Origin of the sequence: Mangrovimonas xylaniphaga, assembly GCF_001280435.1 — a bacterium.
In the GTDB taxonomy this organism is placed as follows: Bacteria; Bacteroidota; Bacteroidia; order Flavobacteriales; family Flavobacteriaceae; genus Mangrovimonas_A; species Mangrovimonas_A xylaniphaga.
Window position 1 is genome coordinate 429,290 of sequence record NZ_LBIP01000013.1, and the last position, 17,338, is coordinate 446,627.

The window sequence follows — 17,338 nt, forward strand, 5'->3', positions numbered from 1 at the left end:
ATTGGAAGGCCTCAACCAGTGTTGTCAATCAAAAATAAGAAATTCCGAAAGTCCACCGATAGCATCTCCCTATAAATTTAATTTCACAGGATGCCGTCATCGGCGAAACTAAAATAAGCTCTTTCGGTAATGATTAAATGATCCAACACTTTTATATCCAAACTGGAACTTGCCTGCTTTAATTTTTGGGTGATTTGCTTATCTGCCTCACTAGCCACTAAAGTTCCAGAAGGGTGATTGTGAACTAAAATAAGTCCTGTAGCTCCCACTTGGAGCGCTGTTTTCAAAACCAATCGCACATCCACCAAGGTTCCTGTAATCCCGCCTTTACTCAACAAATTTTTCTGAATTACCTTATTTGAATTGTTGAGATAAAGTATCCAAAACTCTTCATGGGGCAACTCACCCACAATGGGCTGCATAAGTTCAAACACCGAAGCACTAGATAGTATTTTTTGTTTTTCCAAGGCTTCCTCCCCTCTTCGTCTTCTCCCCAATTCCATAGCCGCAACAATGCTAATGGCTTTAGCCTCACCAATCCCTTTGAACTCCATAAGCTGAGTAATACTCAATTTTCCAAGGTCATTCAGATTGTTATCTACACTTGCCAAAATACGTTTACAGAGTTCCACAGCACTTTCACTTCTACTTCCCGAACCTATTAAAATAGCAAGCAATTCGGCATCGCTCAATACCGATTTTCCTTTGTCTCGTAATTTTTCTCGGGGCTGGTCGTCTTGTGACCAATTTTTAATGGAGAATGATGGCTGGTTATTCTGCATAAATAAAACTTAAGGGTTAGTGTTCCTTAAATTTACATAAAGTAAATCAAACTTTTAGGCATATTAAATTTTGCCTGACATTCTTTGAAATCCTTTTTATTGTAAATTTACCCGATACCATTTAAACCTAATTATGAAATCCCTTTTTGACACTTCAGCACACAATGAGCTTCTAGAGCGAATAGAAAACATTCAAGAGCAAAGCATTCCACTTTGGGGAGAGATGAATGCCTCCAAAATGTTTGCTCACTGTTGCGGTCCTTTAAAAGTGTCGTTGGGGAAGCTTGAATTGGAAAAACCGAATTTTATGATGAAGTTTATGTTGTCATTTTTCAGAACTTCCCTTTATGATGACAAACCTTGGAAAAAAGGTCTACCTACCACCAAAGAATACAAAATTACCCAAGACACCAATTTTGGCAATTCCAAAAAAGAACTGATAGACCTCATCAACGAATTCCACGCTAAAAAGGACCAAAATACTTGGCCAGTCCACCCCTATTTTGGTTCCTTTACCCCCGAGCAGTGGGGCATGATGCAGTACAAGCATTTAGATCATCACTTTACACAATTTGGAGTATAACGGTTTATGGCCTATCCTCCAAAAACATATCAGGACAGCTCTTTACCTCATTTGCTTGAAGTTATTAAAGCATATCCCTTGGCGACGGTAATTTCTGTAGAAAACAACCACCCAATAGTTACTCATATCCCATTGGTCTATAAAGACGGTAAACTCATTGGCCATTTGGACAAACAAAATCCGCAAGCCGAACTTCTAAAAAACAATCAGCCCGTAACCGCTATTTTTTCAGGACCACAGGCCTACATATCGCCCAGCAATTTTGAGTCGGAACAACTGCCAACATGGAATTATATTTTTGTTCATGTTCAAGGAAATGCCATTGAAATTTCAGATGCAAATGCCATCAAGGACTCTATGGTAGCCATGACCCATTTTTTGGAGGCTCCAGATCACAAATACATTTTAGAACAGGACAATCCAAGGATGGAGCAACTCATTAACTACGTGAGTGGTTTTGAAATAGACATTACCCGCTGGGAGGGTAAATTCAAACTGTCACAAGACAAACCTCATCAAGAATTTGTACTGGCCAAAGAAGCGCTTATAACAGAAAACCAAAAGAGCATTCAAGAGTTTTTGGGAAAGATTCTATGATAAGTGTCCTTAGTTAACTTTCCTGCAACAGGAGACAAAATATCACCAAAACAACTATAAATCAGACAAATAAAATAGTATATTAGCTATGTAAGTCCATGGCCAATATTTATGTTTAAAATTTCCTCGCACATATATAAAACTATTGTATTTCTTGCGCTGCTTACATTTCCTATCCTTACCATTGGACAGATTTTGGATACGGAAATCCCCAATGTTATATCAGATTCCATAAAGACAAAAACGCCAAAGGTCATTCCGCTTACCCATATAATCGAAGGGATAGAAGTTACCAACAAAGAGATTTCGAGCATCAATAAAAAAATCAACAAGGACAGAAAGATTACAGAAATAGATTCGATGTTCCCCATTTATGAGGAGTTTTTAAAAATCCAGAAGGAGGAGGTTAACAAATTTATCAAAGCCGATCCCAACCGTGAAAAAATAGACAATCTCATAATTATGTGGGAAGGCTACGGCGAATATTTGGAAATCTGGCAATCTGAAGTCAATGAATTTGAAGAACGCAACTCTAGGCTTTACGAAACTATAGCTCCCGCAGAAACTACATGGAATTTAACCTATGACAATGCCCTGGAGGAAAATGCCCCTCCAGAGATTTTAAACAATATTGTAGCCATTAGGGATAGCGTCATAAAACTCAAAGAGATCATTCTGAAAAACAACAATGACTTTTTGAGTATGGAATCCAGGATCAATGTAGAAATAAATGAAATTGAAGAAGTCATCGAAGAACTGACCTCTCTAAAAGATTCCGAAGTTTACAACTTATTCTATCAACGCCTTGAGCCAATTTGGACAACTTCCTTTAGTAATATTTGGGAACGCTCTGGCACCAACAACATAGATTCGGTTAAAAAAAGTACTTTGGGCACTTTCGATTTTGTAAAGAACCTTAAAAGATCGCTTCCTCTTTTTGTGATTTTGGTGGCCCTAATTACACTTTTGGTTCTCTATTTAAAAAAAGCATTTACAACCTATCCCTTCACCGATGAGAATGCCGATTTACAACATGCCAAAGATGTTCTCACGGAGCATTATCTGGCAACCATTTTCTTCATTACGTTTCTGTTGGCCAGGTTCTATTTTGTACCGGCTCCAAAATTATTCCTGGATATCTTGACACTGCTCTCCTTGTTCTCAGCAATTTCTCTGGTTAAACCACTAATGTACAAACGTTTTAAAAAACTTATTTATTTTGCAATATTCTTTTATGTGTTCGACTCCATTAAAACCTATGTCTGGTTCAATGCAGAACAATATAGGCTTTATACATTTATAGAAGCTGCTTTGGTTATAGTGGTACTATTTTCATTCACCAATCCATATGTAGATACAAAAAAAATGAAAATGGGGACTTTTGGTATATTTCTCTTAAAACTTACCCCTTTGCTTTACGTTTTGTGTGGTATTTCCATACTTGCCAATATAATTGGATATATCAACCTAACCGATTTAACCTTAAAAATTAGTACTAGAAGTGGTGTGTTCATCATTTTGTTCTATTCCCTATTAATTATTTGCAATGCCATTTTATTAAGCGTGGTCCATAGGCATTTTTGTGTACAACCATCTTTTGATCCTGAGCTAAAACTGCTAACAGAAAAGAAAGTACTTAAGTTCAATAGAGTAACTATCATTATAATTTGGGGATTGGTTTTTTTAAAAATGATAGATCAATTAGCCCCTATCCTAACTTATTTTACAGACACCTCCAGTGAACCCTATAAGTTTGGAAATTTGTCATTCACCCCAAATGAAGTCCTATCATTTCTATTAGTATTATTCATCTCTTTTGCGCTCACCCGAATCATATCCTTTCTTATTAATGATGATCAAGGAATTTTAAGAGTGTTTAAACTTCCTAAAGGAATTCCTGCTGCAATATCTCTGGTAATAAGATACCTGATTATTGGCTTTGGAATCATTTTAGCCTTATCATCCTTGGGAATCGACTTGAGCAAATTTAACCTTATGGCCGGAGCTTTAGGATTGGGGATCGGTTTTGGTTTACAAACCGTTATTTCCAATTTTGTTTCAGGGTTGATCCTGGTCTTCGAACGCCCCATTTTACAAGGAGACACCGTTGAAGTTGACAACCTCTTGGGAACCGTGAATCGAATTGGAGTGAGATCTTCTACCATTACTACTTTTGATGGCGCCGAAGTGATTGTGCCAAACAATAGCCTAATTTCAAACGATCTCATTAACTGGACACTTTCGGACAATACCAAGAGAGTGGAAATCATAGTTGGAACGTCCTATAACTCGGACCCCAATGAGGTCCTAAAAATTTTATATGATGTTGCTATCAACTACGAGGATACTCTAAAAACACCAACACCCCAAGCCTTATTTGTTGATTTTGGTGATAGCTCACTAAATTTCACCTTAAGGTTTTGGGTACATTATGAAAACTGGCTACAAGCAAGAAGTGATGTCTCTATTGAAATATATAACCAGTTCAAAGAGGAAGATATAGAAATTCCGTTCCCACAACGTGATATCCATGTAAAAAATATTCCCGAGATTGTTTCCAATTATAAAACGCCGCCACCTCATGATCCACCAGATACCGAAACCAATATAGACGACACTGAGATTCCGAAAGTGGTGATTCCAATTGAGCACAGAGATCCAGGACACGATTTAGAAATAGAGGAAAAGGAAAGTGAAGCAAACGATGACCAAGAACCAAACAATGACAACCAATAAACCCAATATATCATGAAACAGGTTACTGTATATTCAGCAAAATCGGATGTTAAAGCCATGGCAATAAAGAATTTGTTAGCCGACAACGATATTTCCTTTACTGAAATTGATAAGAGAGATACCTCTTATGCCAATCTTTTCGGAAATATTGAAATTTCAGTTGATGAAACCGATGCTGATAAAGCCCAATCCCTAATTGAGGAACTTCAGCTTGAGGAATAATCTATAAAAAAGAAGTCTATTGGATCTTTGTTATTTCCCCAATAGACTTCTTTTCGTTGAATAAAAATTTAATTTACAGCTCCAAGTTCTTTCTTCTCAACAATATTTTAGCGTATTTTCTGCTCAAATCATCCCCATAATCTCGATAAGCACGTTGTGCCCACTCCAAAGCCAATTCGGTATCTCCCAACACTTCGTAAGCTACAGCAATATTTAAAGCGGCCCTCCCAGCAGACTTACTGCCAAAATCGTTGATAATGTTTTTCCAAATTTCTATAGCGTCATTCCACTTGGCCACTTCGGCAGAGCGCCACCCCATTTCAAATTGTCGTTTATCAGCTCCCTTTCCTTTTTTGTACATGTCTCGTTTCACTCTGTAGTAACTTGGCAAAAACCTAGACACATAATCCTGTCCAGCTGCATAAGCGGTTTCATGAAGGGCATTCAACGGAGGTAGACCATTTATTAAATTAAAATCCATAAAATAGGTTTGCTGAAAATGGTCTGAAATAGTTTGGGTAGCGGGATCATAAAGTCTCCAATAACTCCTCACATCAATCCGTGCTTGGGTTGGGAATCTGGCACTAGGTTTTCCCGTAGTAATCACTGCATTTACTTGGTCTGCCACCGCAGATCTCAGAAGATCGGAATTAGAGTCGAAAGTTTCCAATACCAACAACATATCGGCATTGGCAGTATTACAGATTCGTGATACCTGCTCCCAACTTAATCTATCAGGAGTTTGACGTGTTCCAGTACCAAACATTCTAAGCGTGTCCGGGATAATAATCTTTAAATGACTGTTATTCTGTAAACCATCAAACACACCTTTAATGGCTTCGTCAGAAGCTAACTTATCTGAACCCGCTATTTCAACTGTGGTGATAGCTTCAATAGCTTCAGAATTTTTGTCTTCTTCCTTTGTAAGAGAGCGGTTCACTACAACAATATCGTTGACATTATCTGGTAACGACACCACTGGAGCTTGGGGATAATTTAAGCGGACATACCCATATTTACTGCATGACGTAAGGCTCAACAACACCATTGCCAAGCCAAAAAAGTAGATTTTTTTCATAATAACCGATTTAGTGCTGCTATGCAATTAACAATAAATATGCCATTTTTTGAAGAAAAACTGTACCTACCAAATACAGTTGAAGCTCCAATCCAAGGTTTTACGCTTGGTTTGAAGCTTCAAAAAATATTATTCAAAAAAAAGGTTATCTAAAAATCGAACTGGTAAGTTGCTCCTCCAAGAATCTGTAAGCCTTGTACTGGATAATGCATCCAACGTTCGTAATCCTGGTTGAACAAGTTATTCCCTTTAAGGAAAATAGATAGTTTTTCGTTCACTCTATAACCGGCATGCAAGTTGACATCAAAATAGCCATCAAGCGTTCTGGTTTCTTCAATTGGTAAGATCAAAGTACCCTCTTCAAAGAACACATCTTTACGTTCTCCTACATAGAACAAGCTAGCACCGGCAAACCATTGTTCGGTAATTTGATAATCTGCGAACAAAGAAGCCTTAAGTTCAGGAAGGTTCCATGCCTCGTCTTGATTTTTGGTATTATACATAAAATATGCGGCCTTTGCTCCAAGATTAAAATTTCTATTGATATCTACGCTAAGCTCCCCTTCGAAAGAAAAGGTCTTGACATCGTCATAGACAACTCCAAAAGAGTTTCCGTATTGGTAATCTTCGGTAGCTTCTCCCAATACACTATTCGCCTTGAAAAGCGCCTTATTTCTATCGGCCGTATAATTTCCACTAACGCTATAACCAATGGTATTGGTCAGTTTACCTTTCACCCCTAAAGTAGCATTGTACTGTTGGTCTGTTGGTACCACCAATAAGGTTGGTGATACAAATGGATTTTCCATTACGAAATCCTCATAGGTATTTTGTATCAAACGACCTTCTATTCCTCCAAAGGCAATCATCAGCTCATCTACCAAACGGTAAGATCCCGTAATATTTGGATAGATATACAGCTTGTTATCGCCATCTTTTGTATTGTTCAAATACACCAATCCAATTCCTAAATTAAGGGTTAAATCATCCTGCACCAACTGATAGCTAGGCGCCAATCCTACATTGAAATTACCGTATTCCAATTTATCTTCAAAATAATAATTTCTCTCAAAAGCACCTCCCAAATAATCCACGGTTACTACCGTTTTAATGGTTTCGTCCATTACAGGAATACCAAAAGTTCCCTTTACCAACAAACGGTTTTCACCAGAGCCATGGTCATCACCGAAATGTCTAAAACGCAAACTAGCCTCTTCTGCTATAACATCATCAAAAGTAATCTTACCTCCTACATTGGCATTATAAAAAGTATGCTTTACATTTAAATCGTTAGCGGTAGTTCCATCAAAATACGGTTGCGGCAATCCATACCAATTATAGGTCAGGAATTTTCCTCCTCCATCAACACGCCAAGTATAATCCCGCTGTCTTTGGGTAAAATTGGCGTGAAGGTTGGTATTTGAAAATTTGTCATCCAAAAGCAAACCGTCGATGCCTCCTTGAGACGAATGGTGACTAAAATACCCACCAACCGTTTCAGTATTGCTCAATTTATGGTTTAGATACACTTCCCCTAAAATGGTCGTATAGGTCCCCAACCCCAGAGAGGCATAGTTATCATACAACTTTACAGATTTGTTCTTGGCCACGGCCTCTGCTTTTCCTTTAGCCGGAGTAAACGTTGATGCTACAGGAATGGAGAAAATATTGTACTTCACCTCCTTTTTGGTAGCGGTGGTTTTATCATCCAAAGTAGGTTCTTCCTTTATTTTAAAGGCATCGGAAATGGTAGGTGTATATGGTTTTACCACAGTTACCACTTGGGTATCGATGGTATCATTGGTTTGTTTACGCTCCTGCGCATAGGTTTGACATACGGTTCCCGTAAAGGCCGTAAGTACTATATATTTAAATTGCTTGAACATGAATATCTATTATTTGTTTTGAGGGAAAAATTAGTTGCCTGGTTCTGAAATTACCGATGAATTGGTCTTAGCCTGTTCAGTTTTGATTTTGTTCAATTCCTGCTGGGCTTCTTGCACGACATCATCAAACTCCACAAAGTTCTTGGTAACACTTTCCAAAATATAAGTAGCTTGAAAGGCATCATCCAAAGCATAAAAGTTTTTGGCCATGACCACCAAACCTTTGGCGCTGTAATATTTGTAGCTTGAATAATCTTTGGCCAATTGCTGAACCGTTGCGTTGGAAGCTTCAAACTGTCCTTCCTTATTTTTGAAATAGGCATTGTAGTAAAGTGCCTCTGCTGCCAAAGAACCTGTTGCTATCTTTTCAACATTGGCATAGGCCTTTTTAGCCTTGGCTTCATCACCTGTTTTAATAGCCGAACGCGCAATAATAATCTGGGCGTCACTTTTTACCTTATTGTCAATTTTGGAATTGGACAATACCTTTTCGGCATAGCTTACTGCTTCGGTATACTTTTCCTGCTTGTAGTAGGCATTCATTAAGTTGGATTGCGCATAAGTGATATTTTGAGGGTAATCCGCTTCGGTTTCCAAACGCTTCAACAACGGAATGGCTTCATCCAATTGAGAGGTATTCAAATAAATTTCGGAAAGCTTTACCATAGCCTGCTCCGTATATTCATTTTTAGGTTTGTCCACCACATATTCATAATGCGATTGAGCATTCTCCGGCAAATCTTTTTTGGTATATAGTTCTGCCAAATAGAAATGTGATTTCAAGGCGTGGATACCATTCGGAAATTCCGTCAAGTATGTATTGAATTGCTTGATGGCTTTTTCAGAATTATTATCCAAATACTGCTTTTCGGCAGCTAAGTATGAAGTGTTGTCCAACTCGGCATCGGAAACATCAATATAATCCAGAGTTCTTACCCATTCAGCATATTCGTCCACACGTCCCAAATCAATATAAATCAAACGCGCTGCCGCAACCGCCTGAACCGCCTCTTCCGAATTCGGAAAATCCTTGGCGACTGTTTTAAACTTGGTCAAGGCTCTATTGTTGTCATTGGTATTGTAGTAAGACAAACCTTGACGCAATAATGATTTAGAAACAAAAACCGAGTTTTTATATTCTGCATTCAATCGGTCATACATGGCCATAGCCTTATCAGTTTCACCTGCCTTTACATAAGAATTGGCCAATTCATACATAGCATCATCACGTAACGCCGATTTAGGATAGCTATTGATAAAAGCATTGAGCTCCTGGATTTTTTTGGAACCTTGCCCTAAATAACCATAACTCATCGCCTTTTGAAAAAACGGATAATCCGATTCCAAAACTTTTAAGGCAATGGCTTTATCATAAGCAGCAATGGCATTGCTATAATCGCTGGACACGAAATAACCGTCACCAAGTCTTAAGTAAGCGTCATTTACCCTTAACTTGTCATCTTTGTTTGCATTGATAAATTCTTGAAAATGCTCTGTAGACTTCGGGTAATTTTTCAATTTGAAATAAGTATAGGCCAAGTTATAATCTATATGCTCCATTTCTGGCACATTGCTAGCCTCTGACTGTTGCAAAAACTGCTTAAAGCCAATTAGAGCATCGTTAAAATTATTTAGTAAATAATCTGTTTCCGCTTTCCAGTAAACAGCCCTAGCGGTGAACACAGGATCTTTGGCCTCTTGAGCTGAATTGGAGAACATACCTTTAGCCTCGTTATACTTAGCCTCGTTGTACATTTCAATTCCGCGGTAAAAGGTTACTTTTTGATATGCTACCCTATTTTCGAAACTTCGCTTTCCTTTCAACAGCTCCAAAGCCTCTTCGTAATTTTTTGATGTAATGTAAGAGTCAATCAATAAAGTCTCCACCTCTTCCTTGTAAGCTGTATTAGGATATTTTTCCAAATAACCAGTCAACACCTGTGGTACGGATTGATAAGGGTTTCCTATTTCGTAACTAATCTTGGCATAATTCAACCAAGCATCCTCCTGAATTTTCAAATCGAAATCCATTTGAGATGCATTTCTGAAAGCATTCAGGGCTTCCTGCTTTTTGTCAAGATTGATGTAACTTTCCCCTAAATGATAATAGGCATTTTGCGCCACACTGTTTGTTCCGTCTATAATTTTATTGAATTCCGAAATAGCACTTTCAAAATCATTTTGCTTGTAATAGGCATAGCCCAACTGATAGTAATCTGTATTGGTCCACTTGCCTTTTTTACCTTTATAAGCCTTTAAATAAGTAATGGCTTGATCATATTGTCCTAAATTGAAATAACTCTCCCCAATGATTTTGGAAAGGTCAGACACTTCATCCCGGTTACCTTTTGCCATTTGGGCCTTGGCTAGTTCAATGGCTTTTTCAAAGTTTCCTAATTTGAAATTTAAATCCGCTTGATAATAGGAAAGTTTTTCTTTGTAACCTTCTTGGTCGCTAACTTGATCAAAATATTCATTCGCCGTGTCATAATCATTCCCTTCATAAGCCATATAACCAATATAATACTTGGCCTGTGATCCGTATGTTTTTGAATTGACAACACGGTTCAAATATTTTTGAGCTTCCACTTCTTCCTTAGTTGAATACAAGGAATACCCGTAGTTGAAATAGAAACGATCGCGCTCTGTACGCGAAATGCTGTTTTCCTCCACACGCTCGTACCACTTGCGTGCATACGAATATTTTCCGTTGGCGAAATAGTAATCCGCCACATCCAAAAACGCCGTATTACGTTTCGTGCTCGTAGGGTAATTGTCCACAAACTGCTGCATTAAAAAATCAGCATTCTTTTGATTTAATCGTACCGCACAATTGGCGATGTAATAGGCGCAATCCGATTCCACCTGCTCATTATCCGCCTGGTCCTTAACCTGATCGAATAATGTTTGGGAAGCTTGGTACTGTTTGTTGTTGTATAGTGTGAGGGCTTTTTGGTAATCCACCAAATCGTTGGTGTAAATTGAAGATTCCTGTGCTTGTATATAAACGTTTAGCATCGCAAAGCTTGCTAAAGTGATTATTTTTTTGTGAGCCATTAAGTTCGTTTTTTTGATGTTCAAAGATAAATGAATCCTTATACTATAACGACGGATTTTACGTATAATTATAAACGGATTTATTAAAAATTACGTTTACAAAAAGAAGCTAAACCCTTACGCTTTTGAATATTTGCAATTTTCTGTTTGGCGAATTCAAGTTGGTGTTCAAAGGAAAGACTTTGCAAAACATAAAATTTGAATTTTGAATTTTAAAACAATACATTTACAACGCTTAAAAAATACCCCACTACAAAATGTCCGAAATGGTTTTACAATTAAAAGACGCCTCTATTTTCCAAGGAGAAAACATGGTGCTCAGCAATGTGAATTTTGAAATGCACAAGGGTGATTTTGTGTATTTAATTGGAAAAACCGGGAGCGGAAAAAGTAGTTTTATGAAAACGCTTTATGGCGATTTGGAACTTACCAAAGGGGAAGGCTCCATCGTGGATTTTGACTTGAGAACGCTAAAGGAAAAGGACATTCCCTTTTTAAGACGTAAACTTGGAATTGTATTTCAGGATTTCAAATTACTACCGGATAGAACTATTAATGGCAATCTGGAATTCGTTTTAAAAGCAACTGGCTGGAAAAACAAAAACGAAATCACCGAACGCATCGAGAAGGTATTGGACAAAGTAGGCATGAAAACCAAAGGGTTTAAATTTCCACATGAGCTTTCAGGTGGAGAACAACAACGTATTGCCATTGCCAGAGCTTTATTAAACGAACCAGAACTCATCCTTGCAGATGAGCCAACTGGAAACCTAGATCCTCAAACCAGCATTGAGGTAATGGAAGTGCTGCGTGAAATCAACAAAAATGGCAACACCATCCTTATGGCCACACACGACTATGCCTTGCTTTTAAAATACCCAAGCAAGACCCTAAAATGTGACGAGAATAAGGTGTTTGAAGTGGTGCAACGTAGGGGTTAGTTATTGAGATATCGCTTCATTTACTTCTTATAGATGTGAGGATTCTTCCTCACACCTTTCTTGAACAATTTTCGCAACATCATTCTTAAATTGGAATCTACATCCAACACAATATTTGTGAACTTATTTTCTGGTCTTCCCTTAAACTTAGTGACATGGAATTTATCTGTAGTTTTCAGGGGCGTATCACTGAAAAAATAATTCGAAATGCAACATCTGCTCTTGTCTACCGTCACTTTATTTACAGAGTGCCAAGAAGTGTCATGAGTGGCCATAACAACAAGCCTGTTAAACTTGCTCTCTACAACTAAAGGCTCCTTTTTTGGTCCATTTGGCCAAAGTTCCAAATGACCACCAAAGCCTGTTTCCCATCCTAGCGTAACATAATACAACAAGTTAAATACTCTCCAACGCTCTCTTTCGGCATCATGTGAATTATCTAGATGAGGGTGTAAAAAATTGTTTTGAGCCATTAAGGATATACCCCCAGCATACAAAGAGTCATCCGCAAATAGTGAAGGAGCACTACAGATTTCCCCTATCAACTCCACAATATTTTTTTCTTGAAATGCGTAAATAACTTTCTCCAAAAGGGGATTGTGCTGGTTCATCTGGGCAGATACATGCTTATATTCCCTTAAACTCTTCAACTCTCTCATTTCTGAAGAATCAGGAAACACATCATAGCATTGTTTAGCTAGCTCTTCTGGTAACAAATCATCGATATAAAAATATCCAATTCCAGACTTCGTGCTATTATAGCACGAAATAAGATGTCCCTTTTCGCTATTTATTTTATCGTAAATTAATTTAGAAATATCGCTTGATGAAAGAGCTTCCATTAAAAGTATTTTAAAAACATCGCAATTTACACCTTTTCACAAAAAGCCCTGTGAGATAGATTAAAAAATGTATTTTTGAGCATTATTTTCAAGAATGCTTTCAGTACTCATACCTACATATAATTACGCCGTATTTGAACTCGTAGAAGCCCTTTACAACCAATTGAAAGTTGCAGAAATAGATTTTGAAATTTTGTGTTTGGAAGATGGTTCAAATAATGACTTTATTGAAAAGAATAGAGCCATTGAGAATTTTAAGAATACTAGACAGCTAATTTCAGACACCAATCTTGGAAGGACCAAAGCTAGACAAGTTTTATGCGATTCGGCCAGATATGATTGGCTCTTATTTTTAGATGCCGATGTCATGCCCAAAAAGAGCAGCTTTATCCAGGAATACTTAGATGCTATACCTTTAGGTTCTGAAGCTATTTATGGAGGATTTACCTATTATAAAACAAAGCCCCACAAAGATTATATGTTGCGTTGGAAATATGGAAGCACCAATGAAGAGGTAAAAGCACATATTAGAAACCAAAAGCCTTATAAAGTAATCATATCGGCTAATTGTCTCATCAAAAAAAGAGTCTTCAGTCTAATCAGTTCTAAAATTGAAACTAAGGGATATGGTTTTGATAACTATTATGGTGCTCTTCTAAAGGAAAATAGTATAAAAGTCTTACACATAGACAACGAAGTTTACCATTTAGGAATAGAAAAAAGCAACATATATCTTACAAAAAAAGAGCAGGCCGCCGAAACTTTACTACAACTAACCAAGGATAACAAAATAGTCAATCATGACAATAGTTTATTGACTACTTTCACACATCTAAAAAAACTAAAACTGAATTATTTATTTTCTTTGGTATTTAAAATATTTGGCCCTTTGTTAAAAAGAAATTTGACAAGTAAAAATCCTTCAATTTCCATATTGCAGATTTATAGAATATCATATATGTGCTATAAAGAACTAAACCCTTAAACATGCCTTTTTTCTCAGTAGTTATTCCTCTTTATAATAAAGAAAAGCATATAAAAGGCACCATAAAAAGTGTACTCGATCAAAGTTTTGGTGATTTTGAAATTATCATCGTCAATGATGGATCTACTGATAACAGTGCAACAATTGTGGATTCCATCCAAGATAAAAGGATCCTTAAATTTGACATTGAAAACAAAGGGGTATGCCATGCTAGAAATTATGGAATATCAAAAGCATCTTCCAAACTAATAGCTTTTTTGGATGCTGATGACTATTGGTATCCCTTCCACCTAAGTGATTTAAAAAAACTCTATGAGGAGTTTCCGAATTGTGGATTGTATGCAAAAGCGTACTTCAAACAGTTTGAAAATGTTAAAATCGCTTCCATATTCAACAAAATTCCCCAAACTGAAAATTGGATGGGAATTGTTGATGATTATTTTGCATCAAGTCATATCAATTGTATTGCATGGACTTCGGCTGTTATGGTTCCTAAATCGATTTTTAAGGATGTTGGCAATTTTGACGAAAAAATTACCATGGGAGCTGGGGAAGATATTGATTTATGGATGAGGATTGCCCTTAAATTCCCTGTTGCATTTCATAATAAGGTAAGCGCTATACACATGCTACATGCAGAAAACAGAATTTCCAACACAAATACCAACCTTAGACAATTTATTGATTTGGATAAATACAATCCTGAGTCTCAAAGCAACAAATCACTAAAAACTTATCTTGATTTAAACAGATATTCTATTGCCCTTCAATATAAGTTAGCATTTAACAACAAAAAAGCTAACGATTACATAAAAAATCTAGATTCCTCTAACTTAAATTGGAAACAGAATTTACTTTTAAAGGTTAATAGCAGGTTGTTAAAAATATTATTCCAATTAAAATTTAAACTGAGACAAAAGGGCATCAATTTAAGTAGTTACCGATAATTTAAATTCCTCATAATTCCTGATGTATTCAGATTCATCAAATTCAGTCGAGGCCAATACTAGGCACACCGCACCAGATGAAAAATTTTCAATTTCCCTCCAAATACCTGTTGGAATATAAAGACCGTAATTGGGCTTGTTTAGCATGATGCGCTTTCTTTCTAAACCATCATCTACAATTACCTCGAAACTCCCACTTAAAGCTAGGACAATCGATTCCTGTTTTAGATGTGCATGCCCCCCTCGATAGGCGTCACTGGGTATATCATACAAATAATAAACCCTCTTTATTGCAAATGGAATGCTATCTTTTTCTACAACTGCCAATTTCCCACGTTCATCATGTACCTGTGGTATTTTTACCAACCCTACCTCTTCAATTCTATTTTTCATCAATTAAATTTAAAAGATTCTTCCAATCATCAGCAATACATTTCAAAGAAAATCGCTCTACACTTTGCTTTGCATTGGCTTTACATGTTTGGTACAACACCTCATCAAAGATAAAACTATCCATAGCTTTTGATAAGGCTTCTACATTAAAATTTTCTACCAATATGCCATTTTTACCTGTTACAATAACTTCACTAGGCCCAGACTTACAATCCACAGAAATTACAGGAGTCCCCAATCCCAAAGATTCCGGGATAACCATTGGAAACCCTTCATAACGACTTGTCAACAATGAAAACAAGGCTTTTTTCACATAGGGATAGGGGTTTGCACAATATGCTTTAAACAATACCTTGTCTTCAAGCCCCAACTTACCGACATATTGTTTTAACATTCCATAATCAGGGCCATTACCCAAAATCATCAACTTCACATTTTGCGCTGGAAGTTGGGATTGTTTGTAAGCATCCAACAAAAGAATAATATTTTTTGCCTCGTTATTTAAACGTCCAAAATAAATAATATAGTCATCTTTTATTTCTTCTGATAGTAACTGTTTTGATTGTTCAAAATTATTATTGAAATCGAATCCATTATAGATAGTCGTAATATTTTTTAATCCCAATAGTTCTTTGAACTCTTGATTTGCGGCTTTAGAAACTGTAACCATTTGCTTCTCTTTGTACAACAAAATATTTAACCAACGATAAGCGGTAAAAACAGAACGATAGTTAAAATTATGAAGTACATAAACTACCTTCTGATTTTTGTAGAGACTCGAAGTCACCCAATACTCACGCATTGCTGCCGTTCGCGAACGGTTATCAATAATAACATCAAAACATTGCTCCTTTAGATACTTCTTGAAATATCGGAAACGTTTTATACGCCCTAAAATTGAATTATCTTTATCCTTAAATTCCCCTAAATTTAGTAACTCCCCCTTAAATTCGTAAGCAATTTTATTTAAGACGGTTACCATATAGACTTCATACCCTAAACTATTTAGCAAAAAAGATAACTGAGCACAGGAACGCTCAGCTCCTCCCTTCCCTAAAGACGACGCTACAATACAAATTTTCTTGCTTTTTGATTCGGTCATTAATAGCTACCTTTGAGCGCAAATGTATTGAATATAAATGAAGATTTTATTAATTGGGGAGTATAGTAGACTTCATAATTCCCTAAAAGAGGGATTAGAAAAACTTGGACATGAAGCAACAATTGTTGGCTTTGGGGACTATTTTAAAAATTACCCAGTGGATATTAAATTACAATTAAATTATCAACAAGGCCTATCTCGCTTCTTTAAAAGAGTTATTTTCAAGCTTCTTAAAATAGACCTAATTTCCTTAGATATTCAAAGCCAATTTGATAAAGCAAAACACAAATTCACCAACTTTGATATTGTTCAACTTATAAATGAAAATGCCTTCAACACAATTCCCGAAGTTGAAGAAAAACTGCTTGAATATATTTTTCAAAATAATCAAAACGTCTATTTATTATCCTGCGGCACAGATTACACCAGTATAAACTTTGCAATTAATGGAGGTTTCAAATATTCCATACTAACCCCCTATTTTGAAGGAAAAGAAAAAGAAAAGGAGTTTGTTTACGCCTTAAAATTCAGTAAAAAAAACTATAAAAAATTACACCAGTTCATTTTTAAAAACATAAGAGGAGTCATTGCTTCCGATCTGGATTACCACTTACCTTTGGAAGGCCATCGAAAATATCTAGGGATGGTCCCCAATCCTATCAACACGGACATCTTAAAATGTCAACAATTAGGGATTACTGGTAAAATAGTCATCTTTCACGGCATTAACACCTCTAAATATTTTAAAAAAGGAAATGACATTTTCGACAAAGCCTTAGCTTTGATAAATGAAAAACACCGTTCTAAAATTGAAATAGTCACGACAAAAGATCTTCCCTATAAAGACTACATAAGAGCTTTTAACCGTGCTCACATTATACTAGATCAAGTATTCGCTTATGACCAAGGCTACAATGCCCTTGAAGCCATGGCAAAAGGAAAAGTAGTATTTACAGGGGCCGAACAAGAATGGCTCGATCATTATGGATTAGAAAAAGACACTGTAGCTATAAATGCCCTTCCAGATCCAATATCCTTAGCCGAAAAGTTAGAATGGTTAATTGAAAACCCTGAAAATATATTGACCATTAGTAAAAATGCTAGAGCGTTTATTGAAAGTGAGCATAATTACATTAATATGGCTAAAGAATATTTAAAAAAATGGGAGGAACAATTGGTTTGAGTCC

15 protein-coding genes are annotated in these 17,338 nt (G+C 36.6%); 8 read left to right on the forward strand and 7 right to left on the reverse strand.

Annotated elements, in window-relative coordinates; genetic code table 11:
- Positions 1-83 precede the first annotated feature (83 nt).
- The gene (gene radC, locus ZA06_RS02100) at positions 84-782 is read right to left on the reverse strand and encodes a RadC family protein (RefSeq protein ID WP_053975759.1); all 699 of its coding nucleotides are present in this window, start codon (positions 780-782) and stop codon (positions 84-86) included.
- A gap of 133 nt (positions 783-915) precedes the next feature.
- On the opposite strand from radC, the gene ZA06_RS02105 reads away from it, so the two are divergent.
- From ZA06_RS02105 to ZA06_RS02120, 4 genes are all read left to right on the forward strand, one after another.
- A complete protein-coding gene (locus ZA06_RS02105; RefSeq protein WP_053975760.1) occupies positions 916-1,365 on the forward strand; it encodes a DUF1569 domain-containing protein in 450 nt (149 codons plus the stop codon).
- 6 nt (positions 1,366-1,371) lie between these two features.
- Complete coding sequence (locus tag ZA06_RS02110) at positions 1,372-1,962, forward strand: FMN-binding negative transcriptional regulator (protein WP_053975761.1); 591 nt, start codon at positions 1,372-1,374, stop codon at positions 1,960-1,962.
- A gap of 111 nt (positions 1,963-2,073) precedes the next feature.
- A complete protein-coding gene (locus ZA06_RS02115; RefSeq protein ID WP_053975762.1) occupies positions 2,074-4,698 on the forward strand; it encodes a mechanosensitive ion channel family protein in 2,625 nt (874 codons plus the stop codon).
- A 12-nt stretch (positions 4,699-4,710) separates the two neighbouring features.
- Positions 4,711-4,920 carry a putative signal transducing protein gene (locus ZA06_RS02120; RefSeq protein ID WP_053975763.1) on the forward strand — a complete coding sequence of 70 codons (210 nt, stop codon included), beginning with the start codon at positions 4,711-4,713 and terminating at the stop codon, positions 4,918-4,920.
- 73 nt (positions 4,921-4,993) lie between these two features.
- Here ZA06_RS02120 and ZA06_RS02125 read toward each other — a convergent pair whose 3' ends face one another.
- From ZA06_RS02125 to ZA06_RS02135, 3 genes are all read right to left on the reverse strand, one after another.
- The gene (locus ZA06_RS02125) at positions 4,994-5,998 is read right to left on the reverse strand and encodes a DUF6340 family protein (RefSeq protein ID WP_053975764.1); all 1,005 of its coding nucleotides are present in this window, start codon (positions 5,996-5,998) and stop codon (positions 4,994-4,996) included.
- A 149-nt stretch (positions 5,999-6,147) separates the two neighbouring features.
- Positions 6,148-7,884, reverse strand: coding sequence for a TonB-dependent receptor domain-containing protein (locus ZA06_RS02130; protein WP_053975765.1), 1,737 nt, complete (start codon positions 7,882-7,884; stop codon positions 6,148-6,150).
- Between the two features lie 30 nt (positions 7,885-7,914).
- On the reverse strand, positions 7,915-10,941 hold the full coding sequence (locus ZA06_RS02135; RefSeq protein WP_053975766.1) for a tetratricopeptide repeat protein: 3,027 nt from the start codon (positions 10,939-10,941) through the stop codon (positions 7,915-7,917).
- 257 nt (positions 10,942-11,198) lie between these two features.
- Here ZA06_RS02135 and ZA06_RS02140 point away from each other — a divergent pair, with 257 nt between their 5' ends.
- A complete protein-coding gene (locus ZA06_RS02140; RefSeq protein WP_053975767.1) occupies positions 11,199-11,882 on the forward strand; it encodes a cell division ATP-binding protein FtsE in 684 nt (227 codons plus the stop codon).
- Between the two features lie 20 nt (positions 11,883-11,902).
- On the opposite strand, the gene ZA06_RS02145 is transcribed toward ZA06_RS02140, so the two are convergent.
- On the reverse strand, positions 11,903-12,724 hold the full coding sequence (locus tag ZA06_RS02145; protein ID WP_053975768.1) for a 2OG-Fe(II) oxygenase: 822 nt from the start codon (positions 12,722-12,724) through the stop codon (positions 11,903-11,905).
- Positions 12,725-12,818: 94 nt separating this feature from the next.
- On the opposite strand from ZA06_RS02145, the gene ZA06_RS02150 reads away from it, so the two are divergent.
- Both ZA06_RS02150 and ZA06_RS02155 read left to right on the forward strand, forming a co-directional pair.
- Positions 12,819-13,709 (forward strand): glycosyltransferase family 2 protein, encoded by an 891-nt coding sequence (locus ZA06_RS02150; RefSeq protein WP_053975769.1) that lies wholly within the window; start codon positions 12,819-12,821, stop codon positions 13,707-13,709.
- A 2-nt stretch (positions 13,710-13,711) separates the two neighbouring features.
- Positions 13,712-14,656: a glycosyltransferase family 2 protein gene (locus tag ZA06_RS02155; RefSeq protein WP_053975770.1), complete on the forward strand. Its 945-nt coding sequence runs from the start codon at positions 13,712-13,714 to the stop codon at positions 14,654-14,656.
- On the opposite strand, the gene ZA06_RS02160 is transcribed toward ZA06_RS02155, so the two are convergent.
- Both ZA06_RS02160 and ZA06_RS02165 read right to left on the reverse strand, forming a co-directional pair.
- Entirely contained in the window at positions 14,639-15,049 is a 411-nt protein-coding gene (locus tag ZA06_RS02160) for a sugar 3,4-ketoisomerase (RefSeq protein WP_053975771.1), read from the reverse strand. The two genes, ZA06_RS02155 and ZA06_RS02160, sit on opposite strands and share 18 nt — an antisense overlap.
- The gene (locus ZA06_RS02165; RefSeq protein WP_053975772.1) at positions 15,039-16,151 is read right to left on the reverse strand and encodes a glycosyltransferase; all 1,113 of its coding nucleotides are present in this window, start codon (positions 16,149-16,151) and stop codon (positions 15,039-15,041) included. The genes ZA06_RS02160 and ZA06_RS02165 overlap by 11 nt, the downstream gene beginning before the upstream one ends.
- Positions 16,152-16,188: 37 nt before the next feature.
- Between ZA06_RS02165 and ZA06_RS02170 the strand changes: the two genes are divergently transcribed.
- A complete protein-coding gene (locus tag ZA06_RS02170) occupies positions 16,189-17,334 on the forward strand; it encodes a glycosyltransferase family protein (RefSeq protein WP_053975773.1) in 1,146 nt (381 codons plus the stop codon).
- Positions 17,335-17,338: the final 4 nt, after the last annotated feature.

Excerpts from the sequence above, each read along its gene's own strand:
- ZA06_RS02170 (WP_053975773.1), top strand. The coding sequence starts at position 16,189 with ATGAAGATTTTATTAATTGGGGAGTATAGTAGACTTCATAATTCCCTA.
- ZA06_RS02125 (WP_053975764.1), bottom strand. The coding sequence starts at position 5,998 with ATGAAAAAAATCTACTTTTTTGGCTTGGCAATGGTGTTGTTGAGCCTT.
- ZA06_RS02130 (WP_053975765.1), bottom strand. The coding sequence starts at position 7,884 with ATGTTCAAGCAATTTAAATATATAGTACTTACGGCCTTTACGGGAACC.
- ZA06_RS02165 (WP_053975772.1), bottom strand. The coding sequence starts at position 16,151 with ATGACCGAATCAAAAAGCAAGAAAATTTGTATTGTAGCGTCGTCTTTA.
- ZA06_RS02145 (WP_053975768.1), bottom strand. The coding sequence starts at position 12,724 with ATGGAAGCTCTTTCATCAAGCGATATTTCTAAATTAATTTACGATAAA.
- ZA06_RS02140 (WP_053975767.1), top strand. The coding sequence starts at position 11,199 with ATGTCCGAAATGGTTTTACAATTAAAAGACGCCTCTATTTTCCAAGGA.
- ZA06_RS02160 (WP_053975771.1), bottom strand. The coding sequence starts at position 15,049 with ATGAAAAATAGAATTGAAGAGGTAGGGTTGGTAAAAATACCACAGGTA.
- ZA06_RS02155 (WP_053975770.1), top strand. The coding sequence starts at position 13,712 with ATGCCTTTTTTCTCAGTAGTTATTCCTCTTTATAATAAAGAAAAGCAT.
- ZA06_RS02150 (WP_053975769.1), top strand. The coding sequence starts at position 12,819 with ATGCTTTCAGTACTCATACCTACATATAATTACGCCGTATTTGAACTC.
- ZA06_RS02105 (WP_053975760.1), top strand. The coding sequence starts at position 916 with ATGAAATCCCTTTTTGACACTTCAGCACACAATGAGCTTCTAGAGCGA.
- radC (WP_053975759.1), bottom strand. The coding sequence starts at position 782 with ATGCAGAATAACCAGCCATCATTCTCCATTAAAAATTGGTCACAAGAC.
- ZA06_RS02135 (WP_053975766.1), bottom strand. The coding sequence starts at position 10,941 with ATGGCTCACAAAAAAATAATCACTTTAGCAAGCTTTGCGATGCTAAAC.
- ZA06_RS02110 (WP_053975761.1), top strand. The coding sequence starts at position 1,372 with ATGGCCTATCCTCCAAAAACATATCAGGACAGCTCTTTACCTCATTTG.
- ZA06_RS02120 (WP_053975763.1), top strand. The coding sequence starts at position 4,711 with ATGAAACAGGTTACTGTATATTCAGCAAAATCGGATGTTAAAGCCATG.
- ZA06_RS02115 (WP_053975762.1), top strand. The coding sequence starts at position 2,074 with ATGTTTAAAATTTCCTCGCACATATATAAAACTATTGTATTTCTTGCG.